The organism is Pseudomonas sp. MLB6B, assembly GCF_054508135.1.
This window is the reverse complement of the sequence record NZ_CP199313.1, coordinates 1348078-1362706: the sequence shown is the minus strand read 5'-3', so window position 1 is coordinate 1362706 and position 14629 is coordinate 1348078. Positions and strand designations below refer to the sequence as shown.

The following is a 14629-nucleotide window of genomic DNA, read 5'->3' as shown; positions in this document are numbered from 1 at the left end:
TCAGGTCACCAGGCTGACCGCCAGCGGCAGGAGCACCGCGGTGGCCACGCCCATCAGGCTCATCGCCAGCGCCGCGAAGGCGCCGCATTCATCGCTTTCCTGCAACGCCACCGAGGTGCCCACCGCGTGCGCCGTGATGCCCAGCGACATGCCGCGGGCTTCGGGGTGGGTCACGCCGAAGCGGTCGAGCAGCGCCGGGCCGACGATGGCGCCCAGCACCCCGGTGATCAGCACGAACACCGCGGCCAGCGCCGCCACACCGCCGATCTGCTCGGCCACGAGCATGGCGATGGGCGAGGTCACCGACTTGGGCGCCATGGTCATCAGGATCATGTGCTCGGCGCCGAAGGCGTAACCCAACGCCACGCACGTCAGGGTGGCGAACACGCCGCCGACTACCAGCGTAGTAAAGGTCGGCCAGAACAACTGGCGGATGCGCCGCAGGTTCAGGTACAGCGGCACCGCCAGGGCCACGGTGGCCGGCCCCAGCAAGATGTTGAGGATCTCGGTGCTCTTGCGGTACTCGCTGTACTGAATGCCGCACGACAGCAGCACGCCGATCAGCAGCAGCATCGACACCAGCACCGGTTGCAGGAAGACCCAGCGGGTTCTTTCGTAGGCCGCGACCGCCAGCTGGTAGGCACCCAGGGTGATGCCGATGCCGAACAGCGGGTGGTGCACCACGGCCGTCCAGGCGCCCTGCACGTCGGGGGTCATGGCTGCTCCTTGCGCGTGCTCTGGCGGTGGATGAGCTTCTGCATCAGTACGCCAGCCAGCACCAGGCTCAGCACGCAGGAGATCACCAGCGCGCCGACGATGGCCCAGAAGTCGGCGGCGATGTCCTTGGCGTAGACCATCACGCCGACCGCCGGCGGCACCAGCAGCAGCGGCAGGTAGCGCAGCAGGCTCGACGATGCCTCGCTCAGCGGTTGGCCGACTTCACCCCTGACCATCAGCCAGACCAGGAGCAGCAATAGACCGATGATCGGCCCCGGCAACATGGGCAGCAGCAGGTGGTTGAGCGCCGTGCCCAGCAACTGGAACAGCACCAACCAAGTCAATCCGCGCAACAGCATAGGCACCTCCTTCGAGCGAGGCGGCCATTATACGCACGCGAGCCGACGGCATCGGCCGACCGTGGCCGTAAACTTCTTCCCTTGACCGGCCCGATACCGCCGTGCAGGCCCTCGGAGACCGCCAGGGGCAATGTCAGCGGCTTCTGACAGGCGCGCGGTGCCGCGCCGCTGCGCTGTTCGTCCGAAGGCGATGCGCGGCACGTGCGATGGCTGTCTGCGCGCAGGCAATCTGCGGCATACTCGCCGATTTTCCAGCCGGACTCCGTCATGCGCCCACTGCTGCCCCTTGCGTTGACCCTGCTGCTCGCGGCCTGCGGCGAGGGCGAGCCGCTCTCGCCGCCCGACGCGCGCCTGCCCGACGGCGGCCGTTACCGGGGCGAGGTGGTCAATGGCCTGCTGCAAGGCCAGGGACGCATCGACTACCCCAACGGCAGCTACTACCAGGGTGGTTTCCACGACGGCCAATGGCACGGCGACGGCGAATGGCACGGCAGCCATGGCGAGGTCTACCGCGGCCAGTTCGTCCAGGGGCTGTTCGACGGTCTGGGCGAACTGACCACGCCCGACAGCCACTACAGCGGCACCTTCAAACAGGGCCGGCGCGACGGTGACGGCACGCTCAAGCAGCACGACCAGTCGTACCGCGGCCAGTTCGCGGACGACCAGTACCAGGGCGCCGGCGAACTGCAAATGGCCGACGGCAGCCGCTACCAGGGCCTGTTCAGCCACGGCAAGCCCAATGGCGCCGGGGTGCGCAGCGACGCCAGCGGCAACCGCTTCAGCGGCACCTTCGTCGACGGCCAGCTGCAAGGCAGCGGCACCTTCGACAGCGTCGAGGGCGAGCAGTACATCGGCGAATTCAAGGACAACCGTCTGGAAGGCCGCGGCCGCTACGAGAACGCCGAGGGCGACGTGTGGATCGGCCCGTTCAAGGACGGCGCGCTGGCCGGCGAGGGTGAGCTGCTCGGTGCCGACGGCAGCCACTACAAAGGGCAGTTCCGCGACTGGCGCTTCTCCGGCCAGGGCCATCTGCAACTGCCCGACGGCAGCCAGTACCAGGGCGCCTTCGACAACGACACCTACCACGGCGAGGGTCGCCTGACCTACGCCGACGGGCGTGTGGAAGCCGGTGTCTGGTTCAACGGTGTGCGCGTGCGCGACGAACGCGGCCACCTGCTGCCCGACCCGCTGGACCTGGCGCTGCTCAACCAGGGCGCCCTGCTCGACCAGGCCTTGGCGCGGCTGCCACAGGCGCAAGGTGTGAAACCCGGCGTGGCGTCGGGCCTCTCGGCCAAGCATTCGAAGCCCGGCCAGGCGCCGCAAACGCGGCAGGCCAAGCCGACTACCGGGCTGTACAGCCTGGTGGTGGCCGGCGACGGCCAACAGAGCGTGTTCCTGCGCGAAGCCGACTACGTCAGCAACCTGCTCAAGGTGCGCTTCGGCGCCACCGGCCAGATCACCCTGGTCAACCACCGCGACAGCATGGCGACCCGGCCCATGGCCACCCGCGAAAGCCTGCGCCGCGCGGTGCAGGCGCTGGCCGAGCGCACGTCGAACGACGATCTGGTGTTCATCTACCTCACCACCCATGGCAGCGCCGACCACCAACTGGTGCTCGACCAACCGCGCCTGCAATTGGCCGATCTGGCCGCCGACGAGCTGGCCAGCGTGCTGGCGCCGCTCAAGCAGCGCGACAAGGTGATCGTGGTTTCGGCTTGTTATTCGGGCGGCTACATCGCGCCGCTCAAGGACGAACGCACGCTGATCATGACCGCCGCACGCGCCGACCGGGTGTCGTTCGGCTGTTCCGAAGAGGCGGACTTCACCTACTTCGGCGATGCCCTGTTCGCTCAAGCCTTGAACCAGACCGACGATCTGAAACAGGCGTTTGAACTGGCTCGCGCCAGCGTTGCCGAACGAGAACGCCGGGAAGGCTTCGAAGCCTCTGAACCGCAGATCTGGGCGCCTTCGGGGGTGATCGCACACTGGCAGCGCCTGCGGCGTCAGCAAGCCGAGCAGGCATTGAATCTGTAGGCGCGGCCACGGGCCGCCTCTGCATCGAACAGGGAGATACCGTATGTACCTGACGCCCCAGCGTGTCCTGATCGCCGGCGCCACCGGCCTGACCGGCGAGCACCTGCTCGACCGCCTGCTCAGCGAACCCACAATCAGCCGCGTCCTGGCCCCGACACGGCGCCCCCTGGCCGAGCACGCACACCTGGAAAATCCCCTTGGCGAGCTCGCCGACCTGCTGCCGACGCTCAGCGGCAACGTCGACATCGCCTTCTGCTGCCTGGGCACCACGATCAAGCAAGCAGGATCCGAAGCGGCCTTCCGCGCCGTCGACCTGGAACTGGTCGCCGCCTTCGGCCAACGCGCACGCGAGCTGGGCGCGCGGCATCTGCTGGTGATCAGCGCGATCGGCGCCGACACCGGCTCTTCGGTGTTCTACAACCGCGTCAAAGGCGAGATGGAAGAGGCCCTCAAGCAACAGGGCTGGCCGCAACTGACCATCGCTCGTCCTTCCCTGCTGCTGGGTGAACGCCTGAACCAGCGCTTGGCCGAGCGTCTGGCGGCGCCTTTGGCGCGCCTGATTCCCGGCAAGTACAAAGGCATCGAGGCCTGCGCCCTGGCCCGCGCGCTATGGCGCCTGGCACTGGAAGAACAGGATGGCGTGCGGGTGGTGGAGTCGGACGAGCTGCGCCGCCTGGGCAAGTAAAAGGGCTACAAGCCGCCAGTGGCGTTGAACTGCGCACCCAGTGCAGTCGCCACCGACAGCGGCAGCAACAGGGTGTCGAGCAACGCACTGAAGGGCAGGTCCAGCCCCGGCCAAGCCGGCGCTGCGGTGCCGAAGCGGTCTTCGGCGCAGCAGCCGCCGTTCAGGGCATAGAGGTCCAGCCGCGTGCCGGCGTAGACCACCGGTGCGTCCGGCTGCTTGGCGTTGAGCGTGCCGACCGTGGCGCAACCGCTCAGCAGTACGGCACCGGCCAGCAGCAGTGCCTTCACAGATCGCTGCCGATATGGTGCTCGCCCCAGCGCGGCAGCATGTCTTGCGGGATGTCCAACAGGTTGAGGATCCGCGCCACGACGAAGTCGATCAGGTCGTCGATGGTCTGCGGCTGGTGGTAGAAGCCCGGTGCCGCCGGCAGGATCACCGCGCCCATGTTCGACAGCTTGAGCATGTTTTCCAGGTGGATAGTGGAGAACGGCGCCTCGCGCGGCACCAGGATCAGTTGCCGGCGCTCCTTGAGGGTCACGTCGGCGGCGCGCTCGATGAGGTTGTTACATGCCCCGGTGGCGATCGCCGACAGGGTGCCGGTGGAACAGGGTACCACCACCATCGCCGCTGGCGCGCCGGAGCCCGAGGCCACGGGCGACATCCAGTCTTCCTTGCCGTACACGCGAATCTGCCCGGCGGAGGCGCCGGTGTATTCGGTGAGGAACGCCTGCGCCGCCTGCGGCTTGGCCGGCAGCTCGACGTCGGTTTCGGTGGCCATCACCAGTTGCGCGGCCTTGGAGATCAGAAAATGCACTTCGCGGTCTTCGCGCACCAGGCAATCGAGCAGGCGCAGGCCGTATTGCGCGCCCGAGGCTCCGGTCATGGCCAGGGTGACGCGTTGCGGCCCGCTCATCGCAGGGCCTCGGCGAGTTTCAGGTGCAGGCCGCCAAAGCCGCCGTTGCTCATGATCACCACGTGGGTGCCGGGGCGGGCCTGGCCCTTGACCCGCTCGATGATCGCTTCGAGGCTGTCGGCCACCACGGAAGGCACGCGGCATTCGGCGGCGGTGGCGGCCAAGTCCCAGCCCAGGTTGGCCGGTGCGTACCAGATCACCTGGTCGGCATCGACGACGCTTTCCGGCAGGCCGTCGCGGTGCGCGCCGAGCTTCATGGAGTTGGAGCGCGGCTCGATGATGGCGATGACCGGCGCCGCGCCGACCCGTTTGCGCAGGCCGTCGAGGGTGGTGGCGATGGCCGTGGGGTGGTGGGCGAAGTCGTCATAGATAGTGACGCCTTGCACCTCGGCGATGGTTTCCATGCGCCGTTTGACGTTCTTGAAGGCGCTCAAGCCTTCGATGCCCAAGGCCGGCGCCACGCCCACGTGGCGCGCGGCGGCCAAGGTGGCCAGCGCATTGTCGACGTTGTGCCGCCCGGTCAGTGGCCATTGCACGGTGCCTTGCACCTGGCCGTCGAACAGCACTTCGAAGCGCGAACCGTCGGCGCTGAGCAGGCGCGCCTGCCACTGGCCGCCTTCGCCGGTGGTCTGCACCGGGGTCCAGCACCCCATGTCGATCACCCGCGCCAGCGCTTGCTCGCGGGTCGGGTGGATGACCAGGCCTTCGCTGGGGATGGTGCGTACCAGGTGGTGGAACTGCCGCTCGATGGCTTGCAGATCGGGGAAGATGTCGGCGTGGTCGAATTCCAGGTTGTTGAGGATCGCGGTGCGCGGGTGGTAGTGCACGAACTTGGAGCGCTTGTCGAAGAAGGCGCTGTCGTACTCGTCGGCTTCGACCACGAAGAAGGGGGTTTCGCCCAGGCGCGCCGAGACCGAGAAGTTCTGCGGCACGCCGCCGATCAGGAAGCCCGGGCTCATGCCGGCATGTTCCAGGACCCAAGCCAGCATGCTGCTGGTGGTGGTCTTGCCGTGGGTGCCGGCCACTGCCAGTACCCAGCGCCCTTGCAGCACGTGGTCGGCCAGCCACTGCGGCCCCGACACGTAAGGCAGGCCCTTGTTCAGCACGTACTCCACCGCCGGGTTGCCGCGCGACATGGCGTTGCCGATCACCACCAGGTCCGGTGCCGGTTGCAGTTGCGCCGGGTCGTAGCCTTGGGTCAGCTCGATGCCTTGGGCTTGGAGCTGGGTGCTCATGGGCGGATAGACGTTGGCATCGGAGCCGGTGACGCGATGCCCGAGCGCCTTGGCCAGTACCGCCAGGGAGCCCATGAAAGTGCCGCAAATACCGAGAATATGAATGTGCATGATCGACCTCGCAAAACGTCGAGGCAGGGTAGCCCAGCCCTAGGCAAAGCGCACCCGCTGTTTCGCTCAGTCGGCGCGGCGGATGCCGTGCTTGCGCAGCTTGCGGTACAGGGTATTGCGGCTGATGCCCAAGTGCTCGGCGACCTGGGTCAGGTGCCAGCGCCGGGCTTGCAGCAGATCGAGCAGCGCCTTGCGTTCGGCGAGGTCCAGTTCGCCGCCCAGGGCAGGCGACGGTCGCTCGATCGGCGCAGCTGGCGCTGAGGCGATGCCGCCTGTGCCACCGCGCACCACGGCCGGCAAATCGGCCAGGGTGATGCGCCCCTGCTCGCTCAAGGCGACCACGGCGCGCAACACGTTCTTCATCTGCCGCACGTTGCCCGGCCAGGCGAAATCGAGCAGCGCCTGACGCGCGGCCGGCTCCAGGACGACGGCCTGCCCAGCCGCCTCGGTGGCCAGCAACAGGTCCAGCAGCGCTCCCCGATCGCTGCGCTCGCGCACGGCCGGTAGGGCGATCTCCAGGCCGTTGAGACGGTAGTACAGGTCTTCCCGGAAACTGCCCTGCTCGACCCGTTCCAGCAGATGGCGGTGGGTGGCGCTGATGATGCGCACATCGACACGCCTTGGCTCGCCGCCGATGGGCACCACCTGACGGTCTTCCAGCACCCGCAGCAAGCGGGTTTGCAAGGCCAGGGGCATGTCGCCGATCTCGTCCAGCAGCAAGGTGCCGCCGTCGGCCTGCAACAGTTTGCCGCGCATGCCTTCCTTGCGCGCGCCGGTGAAGCTGCCGCCGCGGTAGCCGAACAACTCGCTCTCGATCAGGCTTTCCGGAATCGACGCGCAGTTGATCGCCACGAACGGCCGGCCCTGACGGTCGCTGGCCTGGTGCACGGCCTGGGCGAAGGCTTCCTTGCCGCAGCCGGTTTCGCCGCACAGCAGCAACGGTACGTCGCGCTGGAACACGCGCACGGCACGGCGGAAGTCGTCCTGCAGAGCTGGGTCGACCCAGCAGCCCTGCACGGCAGGCTTGCGCACAGAAGGCGCACTGGCCGGCACCGTCCACACCGGCTGCGCTGGCTGGCCGCGCAGGCTGGCGAACATGGCCCGCCCCTGGTGGGTCGTCAGCGGCCACACCGCGCTGCCCTGGGGCGCGGCGCGGGCTAGCAGGTCGTCCAGGCGGCAGGCAAAGAAGCGCTCCACCGACTGCCCCAGCAAACCGCTGCGCGGCGCGCCGATCAGGTTAAGCGCACCCTGGTTGACCGCCTGGATGCGGCCGTCGCCGTCGATCGCCAGCAAACCTTCGCTGAACAGGCCCACCGATTCGGCCTGCACATGAAAGCGCAGCAACCACAGGTGCTCGAACTGGCGCAGGAAGTAGCAGCGCTCGATGACCTTGGCCGACAGGTTGACCAGCGCCATGGTGTGGAACTGGCTCTGCCGCGACACGTCGGTGCGCGCCGAAGAGACGTCGAGCACGGCCAGCAAGTCGCCCTGGGGGTCGAATACCGGGCTCGACGAGCAGGTCAGCCCCGTGTGCCGCCCGCGAAAGTGTTCGTCCTGATGGATGGTCAGCGGCTGGCGCTCGACCAGGCAGGTGCCGATGCCGTTGGTGCCTTCGCGCGCCTCGCTCCAGTCGGCGCCCAGCCACAGCCCGGCGCGCTCGAAAATGCGCTGTTCGGTGGGCGCGGTCAGGCAATTGAGGATGATGCCCTGGGCGTCGGTGAGCAGCACCGCGTGCCCGGCGCCGCTCAGTTGCTGGTGCAGGCTGTGCATTTCCGTACCGGCGATTTCCAGCACCTGGCCCAGGCGCTGGCGGCCCTGCTGCACATGGGCGTGCTCAAGCACGGCAGGTGCCTGGGCCAGGGCCGGGTCGAGGTGGTAGTCCTCCAGGCAGCGCAACCAGGAGCGGGCGATCGACGGGTCACTGCCCGCGCCCATGGGTTGACCGTTGGCGACGGTGAGCACTTGGCGGGCATGACGGCTGAACGAGCGGCTGTTCATCGCGTGTTTCTGCACAGAAGGATTTCCCCGAGCATCCTCCAGCGACTCGGGCTTTGCAATGGGGCGTGCGGCACCGGCGCGTGCAACGTGCCAAAACCGATACGAAACGTCACGGCGAACGTGCCACCTGCGTTACGTCGTCTTGGCGTCGGCCCTGTTCGATTCTTCACAAACCCGCGCACCGCCTGGGCTCGCAGGCACTGGCCCGACCTTTGCTCTACGCTTTGCCACTCCTCCACAAACATAAATCGATCAGGAGACACACCATGCGTTACGCACATCCCGGTACCGACGGCGCCAAGGTCTCGTTCAAGGCGCGCTACGGCAACTACATCGGCGGTGAGTTCGTCCCGCCGGTCGAAGGCCAGCACTTCACCAACACCTCGCCGGTCAACGGCCAGCCCATCGCCGAATTCCCCCGCTCCACCGCCAAGGACATCGACAAGGCGCTGGACGCCGCCCATGCCGCCGCCGACGCCTGGGGCCGCACCTCGGTGCAGGAACGCTCCAACGTCCTGCTGCGCATCGCCGACCGCATCGAGCAGAACCTGGAGCTGCTGGCCATCACCGAAACCTGGGACAACGGCAAGCCGATCCGCGAAACCCTGAACGCCGACATTCCCCTGGCCGTCGACCACTTCCGCTATTTCGCCGGCTGCCTGCGCGCCCAGGAAGGCGGCGCCGCCGAGATCGACGAGAAGACTGTCGCCTACCACATCCACGAGCCGCTGGGCGTGGTCGGGCAGATCATCCCGTGGAACTTCCCGTTGCTGATGGCCGCCTGGAAACTGGCCCCGGCCCTGGCCGCCGGCAACTGCGTGGTGCTCAAGCCCGCCGAGCAGACGCCGCTGGGCATCAGCGTGCTGATGGAGCTGATCGGCGACCTGCTGCCCAAGGGTGTGCTCAACGTGGTGCAAGGCTATGGCCGTGAGGCCGGCGAGGCCCTGGCCACCAGCAAGCGCATCGCCAAGATCGCCTTCACCGGCTCCACCCCGGTGGGCTCGCACATCATGAAGTGCGCGGCCGAGAACATCATTCCGTCCACCGTGGAGCTGGGTGGCAAATCGCCCAACGTCTACTTCGAAGACATCATGCAGGCCGAACCGAGCTTCATCGACAAGGCCGCCGAAGGCCTGGTGCTGGCCTTCTTCAACCAGGGCGAAGTGTGCACCTGCCCGTCGCGGGCGCTGGTGCAGGAGTCGATCTACCCGCAGTTCATGGACGTGGTGATGAAGAAGGTGCTGCAGATCAAGCGCGGCGACCCGCTCGACACCGAGACCATGGTCGGCGCCCAGGCCTCCGAGCAGCAGTTCGAGAAGATCCAGCAGTACCTGCAGATCGCCCAGGAAGAAGGTGCCGAACTGCTCACTGGCGGCAAGGTGGAACGGCTCGAAGGCGCGCTGTCGACCGGCTACTACATCCAACCGACCCTGCTCAAGGGCAACAACAAGATGCGCGTGTTCCAGGAGGAGATCTTCGGCCCGGTGGTCAGCGTCACCACCTTCAAGGACGAAGCCGAAGCTCTGGCGATCGCCAACGACACCGAGTTCGGCCTCGGCGCCGGGGTCTGGACCCGCGACATCAACCGCGCCTACCGCATGGGCCGTGGCATCAAGGCCGGCCGCGTGTGGACCAACTGCTATCACCTGTACCCGGCGCATGCCGCGTTCGGCGGCTACAAGAAGTCGGGCGTGGGCCGCGAGACCCACAAGATGATGCTCGACCACTACCAGCAGACCAAGAACCTGCTGGTGAGCTACGACATCAATCCGCTGGGGTTCTTCTGATCGGCTGAACGTTTCGCGGGCGAACCCAATACCGGTCGGTTCGCCCGCGAAAGCTCCACTCCCGATTCCCCACCAACCTTTTTCAAGCCAGACGGGCACCCCCGCAACCGCTCTGGCTCGCTTCCTGCAACGCACATCACCACACGGCCGACCGTTTCAGCGGCCAACCAAAAAAACAACAGGTGAACACTATGCCAAGCGATCACTCCGGCCCTGTGCCGGCCAACCCTTCGGTCGACTTCGAGAACGTCGGCTCAGACTATTTCCAGCAACGCGAACTGAAAAAGGGCGCCGCCGGCTGGGTGCTGCTGGTGGGCCTGGGGGTGGCGTACGTCATCTCCGGCGACTACGCCGGCTGGAACTTCGGCCTGGCCCAAGGCGGCTGGGGCGGCATGTTCCTGGCCACCCTGCTGATGGCCACGATGTACCTGTGCATGTGCTTCTCGCTGGCCGAGCTGTCGTCGATGATCCCTACCGCCGGCGGCGGCTACGGTTTCGCGCGCAGTGCCTTCGGCCCCTGGGGCGGCTTCCTCACCGGCACGGCGATCCTCATCGAATACTCCATCGCCCCCGCCGCCATCGCGGTGTTCATCGGGGCCTATTGCGAGTCGCTGTTCGGCATCGGCGGCTGGATGATCTACCTGGCCTTCTACATCGTCTTCATCGGCATCCACATCCTGGGGGTAGGCGAGGCCTTGAAGCTGATGTTCGCCATCACCGCCGTGGCCGCGATCGCTTTGGTGGTGTTCCTGGTGAGCATGGTGCCCCATTTTGATGCAGCCAACCTGTTCGACATCGCCCCGACCGACGCCGTCGGTGCCAGCAGCTTCCTGCCCCTGGGCTACGTCGGCGTATGGGCGGCGATTCCCTATGCGATCTGGTTCTTCCTGGCGGTCGAGGGCGTGCCGCTGGCCGCCGAAGAAACCAAGAACCCCAAACGCGACCTGCCCCGTGGCCTGATCGGCGCGATGTTGGTGCTGCTGGCCTTCGCCCTGCTGATCCTGATCATCGGCCCAGGCGCGGCCGGTTCCGAAGCGCTCAAGGCCTCGGGCAACCCGCTGGTCGAAGCCCTGGCCAAGGCCTACGGCGGTTCGACCTGGATGGGCGCTTTCGTCAACCTGGTGGGCCTGGCTGGCCTGATCGCCAGCTTCTTCTCGATCATCTACGCCTATTCGCGACAGATCTTCGCCTTGTCGCGCGCCGGCTACCTACCGCGCAAGCTGTCGCAGACCAACAAGAGCAAGGCCCCGGTGCTGGCCCTGGTGATCCCTGGCCTGGTCGGCTTCGCCCTGTCGCTGACTGGCCAGGGCGACCTGCTGATCCTGGTGGCGGTGTTCGGCGCTACGCTGTCGTACGTATTGATGATGGCCGCGCACATCACCCTGCGCATCCGCCGGCCGAAGATGGCCCGTCCGTACCGCACGCCCGGTGGCATCTTCACTTCGGGCGTGGCCCTGGTGCTGGCCTGCATCGCCGTGGTGGCGGGGTTCTTGGTCGATCCGCGGGTGGTGATCGGCGCCGCCGTGATCTATGGAGTGTTGATCGCCTACTTCGCCTTCTACAGCCGCCACCACCTGGTGGCCGGCACGCCGGAAGAAGAATTCGCCGCGATCCAGGACGCCGAAGAGGCCCTGCACTGATCGCCGAGCCGCGCCGCGGGTGACACCGCGGCGCTCTGGAGAACCTGTATGGCACGTTACGTACACAGCATCGGCCACCTGCTCTACCGCTTCGACAGCCTCAAGGAGGTGATGGCCAAGGCCAGCCCGGCACGCTCGGGCGACGTCCTGGCCGGGGTGGCGGCGAGCAAAGACGGCGAGCGCGTGGCGGCGCAGATGGCCCTGGCCGACATCCCGCTGCGCGAATTCCTCAACGAAGCGTTGATTCCCTACGAAGACGACGAAGTCACCCGGCTGATCGTCGACAGCCATGACGCCGCCGCCTTTGCCCCGGTCAGCCACCTGACCGTGGGCGGCCTGCGCGACTGGCTGCTCAGCGAGGCGGCCGACGAGCACAGCCTGCGCGCCCTGGCACCGGGGCTGACGCCGGAAATGGCGGCGGCGGTGTCGAAGATCATGCGCGTGCAGGACCTGGTCTTGGTGGCGCAAAAGATCCGCGTGGTCACCGCGTTCCGCGGCACCATGGGCTTGCGCGGGCGCCTGTCGACCCGCCTGCAACCCAACCACCCCACCGACGAGCCGGCCGGCATCGCCGCGAGCATTCTCGACGGCCTGCTGTACGGCAACGGCGATGCCATGATCGGCATCAACCCGGCCACCGATAGCACCGCCTCGATCTGCGCATTGCTGGAGATGCTGGATGCGGTGATCGAGCGCTATCAGATTCCGACCCAGGCCTGCGTGCTCACCCACGTCACCACCTCCATCGAGGCGATCAACCGCGGCGTGCCGCTGGACCTGGTGTTCCAGTCCATCGCCGGCACCGAGGCGGCCAACGCCAGCTTCGGGGTCAACCTCAATGTGTTGCAGGAGGGCTACGAGGCGGGGCTGTCGCTCAAACGCGGCACGGCCGGGCAGAACCTCATGTATTTCGAGACCGGCCAGGGCAGCGCGCTGTCGGCCAACGCCCACCATGGCGTCGACCAGCAGACCTGCGAGACCCGCGCCTACGCCGTGGCTCGGCATTTCAAGCCGTTCCTGGTCAACACCGTGGTCGGCTTCATCGGCCCGGAATACCTGTACAACGGCAAGCAGATCATCCGCGCCGGTCTGGAAGACCACTTCTGCGGCAAGCTACTCGGCGTGCCGATGGGCTGCGACATCTGCTACACCAACCACGCCGAAGCCGACCAGGACGACATGGACACCCTGCTGACCCTGCTGGGCGTGGCCGGCATCAACTTCATCATGGGCATTCCGGGCTCGGACGACATCATGCTCAACTACCAGACCACCTCGTTCCACGACGCGCTCTACGCGCGGCAAACCCTGGGGCTGCGGCCCGGGCCGGAATTCGAGGCCTGGCTCGAACGCACCGGAATCTTCACCCAGGCCGATGGCCGGGTGCGATTCGGCGACAACCTGCCGCCGGCATTCCGCCAGGTGCTGGCGCAACTGGCCTGAGAGGTGACCATGGACCGTTCCACGCTCGAACCCGCCACAGACGCGGCCTGCGACCCGACCTCCGCTCCCGCCTTGGACAACCCCTGGCTTGCCCTGCGCACCCTGACGCCTGCGCGCATCGCCCTGGGCCGCACCGGCACCAGCCTGCCCACCGCCGCCCAGCTCGACTTCCAGTTCGCCCACGCCCAGGCGCGCGACGCGGTGCACCTGCCGTTCGACCACGACGCCCTGAGCCAGCAACTGCACGGTGCTGGCCACGAAACCCTGCTGCTGCACAGCGCGGCGAGCGATCGCCACGAATACCTGCAACGCCCCGACCTCGGCCGGCGCCTGGCCGAGGACTCGGCCGCCCGCTTGCGCGAGCACGCCGAACGACACCCGGGCGGCGTCGACCTGGCCATCGTCATCGCCGATGGTTTGTCGGCCCTGGCCGTGCACCGCCACAGCGCTGCCCTGCTCAAGCGTTTCGACGAACAGGCCGCGGCCGAGGGCTGGGGCCGCGCGCCGGTGGTGCTGGTCGAGCAAGGGCGGGTGGCGGTGGCCGACGAAGTGGGGCAACTGCTCGGCGCGCGCATGACGGTGATGCTGATCGGCGAGCGACCGGGGCTCAGCTCGCCCGACAGCCTGGGGGTGTACTTCACCTACGCGCCCCGCGTCGGCCTGACCGATGCGGCGCGCAACTGCATCTCCAACGTGCGCCTGGAAGGCCTGAGCTACGGCATGGCCGCCCACCGCCTGCTGTACCTGATGCGCGAGGCGTGCCGACGGCAGCTGTCGGGGGTCACGCTGAAGGACGAAGCCGAAGTGCAGAGCATCGGCGATGAGACGGCCGACAAGAAAACCGGGAATTTCCTGCTTGGCAGCGATTGAGGCAGGGTAAAAGTACCCGGTAATCCCCCGCTACAAACTCCACGGGCACTTTCCGAAGTTGCCCGTATAATGCCGTGCCTACTACGTACGAAATTTTACCCACCCTCTCAGGCAAGGACGCTCGCCACCAGCGCGCAGTCCGTCGTCGCTCGCCGTCGCCGCGGGACCCGAACACAGGTGCTGTACATGGAATTCAATCCGCTGGACCTCATTCTGCATCTCGACTACTACCTCGACGTGCTGGTCTCCAACTACGGTCCGTGGATCTACGCCATCCTGTTCGCGGTGATCTTCTGCGAAACGGGCCTGGTGGTGATGCCGTTCCTGCCCGGCGACTCCCTGCTGTTCATCGCCGGCGCCGTGGCCGCCGGCGGCGGCATGGACCCGGTGCTGCTCGCAGGTCTGCTGATCATGGCAGCGATCCTGGGCGACAGCACCAACTACGTCATTGGCCGCACGGCAGGCGAGCGATTGTTCCGCAACCCCACGTCGAAGATCTTCCGCCGCGACTACCTGCAAAAAACCCACGAGTTCTATGCCCGCCACGGCGGCAAGACCGTGACGTTGGCGCGCTTCCTGCCGATCCTGCGCACCTTCGCCCCCTTCGTGGCCGGCATCGCGCACATGCAGTACCTGCGTTTCCTGGCGTTCAGCGTGGCCGGTTCGGTGCTGTGGGTCGGCAGCCTGGTGACCCTGGGCTACTTCTTCGGCAACGTGCCGTTCATCAAGCAGCACCTGTCGCTGATGGTGGTCGGTATCATTCTGCTGTCGCTGATCCCGATGATCCTGGGCCTGCTGCGCAGCCGTTTCGGACGCGCCGCCAAGGCCCATTGAGGC

At 67.1% G+C, this 14629-nt stretch carries 12 protein-coding genes and 2 pseudogenes; 8 read left to right on the top strand and 6 right to left on the bottom strand.

Translation table 11 applies throughout. The features are described from left to right. Both ACSMEV_RS05900 and ACSMEV_RS05895 read right to left on the bottom strand, forming a co-directional pair. Entirely contained in the window at positions 1–717 is a 717-nt protein-coding gene (locus ACSMEV_RS05900; RefSeq protein WP_459207610.1) for an LrgB family protein, read from the bottom strand. Beyond that, entirely contained in the window at positions 714–1076 is a 363-nt protein-coding gene (locus ACSMEV_RS05895) for a CidA/LrgA family protein (protein WP_459207609.1), read from the bottom strand. Before ACSMEV_RS05895 ends, ACSMEV_RS05900 begins: the two co-directional genes overlap by 4 nt. A 267-nt stretch (positions 1077–1343) precedes the next feature. Between ACSMEV_RS05895 and ACSMEV_RS05890 the strand changes: the two are divergent. From ACSMEV_RS05890 to ACSMEV_RS05880, 3 genes and pseudogenes are all read left to right on the top strand, one after another. Continuing rightward, positions 1344–2324, top strand: a pseudogene (locus tag ACSMEV_RS05890) (MORN repeat-containing protein); the annotation flags it as partial. 96 nt (positions 2325–2420) lie between these two features. Continuing rightward, positions 2421–3110 (top strand): annotated as a pseudogene (locus ACSMEV_RS05885) (C13 family peptidase); the annotation flags it as partial. Positions 3111–3153: 43 nt separating this feature from the next. Beyond that, complete coding sequence (locus tag ACSMEV_RS05880; protein WP_459207608.1) at positions 3154–3795, top strand: oxidoreductase; 642 nt, start codon at positions 3154–3156, stop codon at positions 3793–3795. Positions 3796–3800: 5 nt separating this feature from the next. Here the strand turns inward: ACSMEV_RS05880 and ACSMEV_RS05875 are convergent, their stop codons facing one another. The 4 genes from ACSMEV_RS05875 to ACSMEV_RS05860 form a co-directional block, all read right to left on the bottom strand. After that, positions 3801–4082, bottom strand: a complete 282-nt coding sequence (locus tag ACSMEV_RS05875; RefSeq protein WP_459207607.1) for a YceK/YidQ family lipoprotein — start codon at positions 4080–4082, stop codon at positions 3801–3803. Next, positions 4079–4708, bottom strand: a complete 630-nt coding sequence (ubiX, locus tag ACSMEV_RS05870; protein WP_413045494.1) for a flavin prenyltransferase UbiX — start codon at positions 4706–4708, stop codon at positions 4079–4081. The genes ACSMEV_RS05875 and ubiX overlap by 4 nt, the downstream gene beginning before the upstream one ends. Continuing rightward, the gene (gene mpl, locus ACSMEV_RS05865) at positions 4705–6054 is read right to left on the bottom strand and encodes a UDP-N-acetylmuramate:L-alanyl-gamma-D-glutamyl-meso-diaminopimelate ligase (RefSeq protein WP_459207606.1); all 1350 of its coding nucleotides are present in this window, start codon (positions 6052–6054) and stop codon (positions 4705–4707) included. Before mpl ends, ubiX begins: the two co-directional genes overlap by 4 nt. Positions 6055–6120: 66 nt before the next feature. Continuing rightward, a complete protein-coding gene (locus ACSMEV_RS05860) occupies positions 6121–8052 on the bottom strand; it encodes a sigma-54-dependent Fis family transcriptional regulator (protein ID WP_459207605.1) in 1932 nt (643 codons plus the stop codon). A gap of 266 nt (positions 8053–8318) precedes the next feature. On the opposite strand from ACSMEV_RS05860, the gene exaC reads away from it, so the two are divergent. The 5 genes from exaC to ACSMEV_RS05835 all read left to right on the top strand — a co-directional run bounded on the left by exaC (position 8319) and on the right by ACSMEV_RS05835 (position 14626). Then, positions 8319–9839, top strand: a complete 1521-nt coding sequence (exaC, locus tag ACSMEV_RS05855; protein WP_296269273.1) for an acetaldehyde dehydrogenase ExaC — start codon at positions 8319–8321, stop codon at positions 9837–9839. Between the two features lie 191 nt (positions 9840–10030). Next, positions 10031–11479, top strand: a complete 1449-nt coding sequence (eat, locus tag ACSMEV_RS05850) for an ethanolamine permease (protein ID WP_459207604.1) — start codon at positions 10031–10033, stop codon at positions 11477–11479. A gap of 48 nt (positions 11480–11527) precedes the next feature. After that, entirely contained in the window at positions 11528–12922 is a 1395-nt protein-coding gene (locus tag ACSMEV_RS05845; RefSeq protein ID WP_459207603.1) for an ethanolamine ammonia-lyase subunit EutB, read from the top strand. A gap of 9 nt (positions 12923–12931) precedes the next feature. Continuing rightward, positions 12932–13792, top strand: a complete 861-nt coding sequence (gene eutC / locus ACSMEV_RS05840) for an ethanolamine ammonia-lyase subunit EutC (protein WP_459207602.1) — start codon at positions 12932–12934, stop codon at positions 13790–13792. Between the two features lie 186 nt (positions 13793–13978). After that, on the top strand, positions 13979–14626 hold the full coding sequence (locus ACSMEV_RS05835; protein ID WP_459207601.1) for a DedA family protein: 648 nt from the start codon (positions 13979–13981) through the stop codon (positions 14624–14626). Positions 14627–14629: the final 3 nt, after the last annotated feature.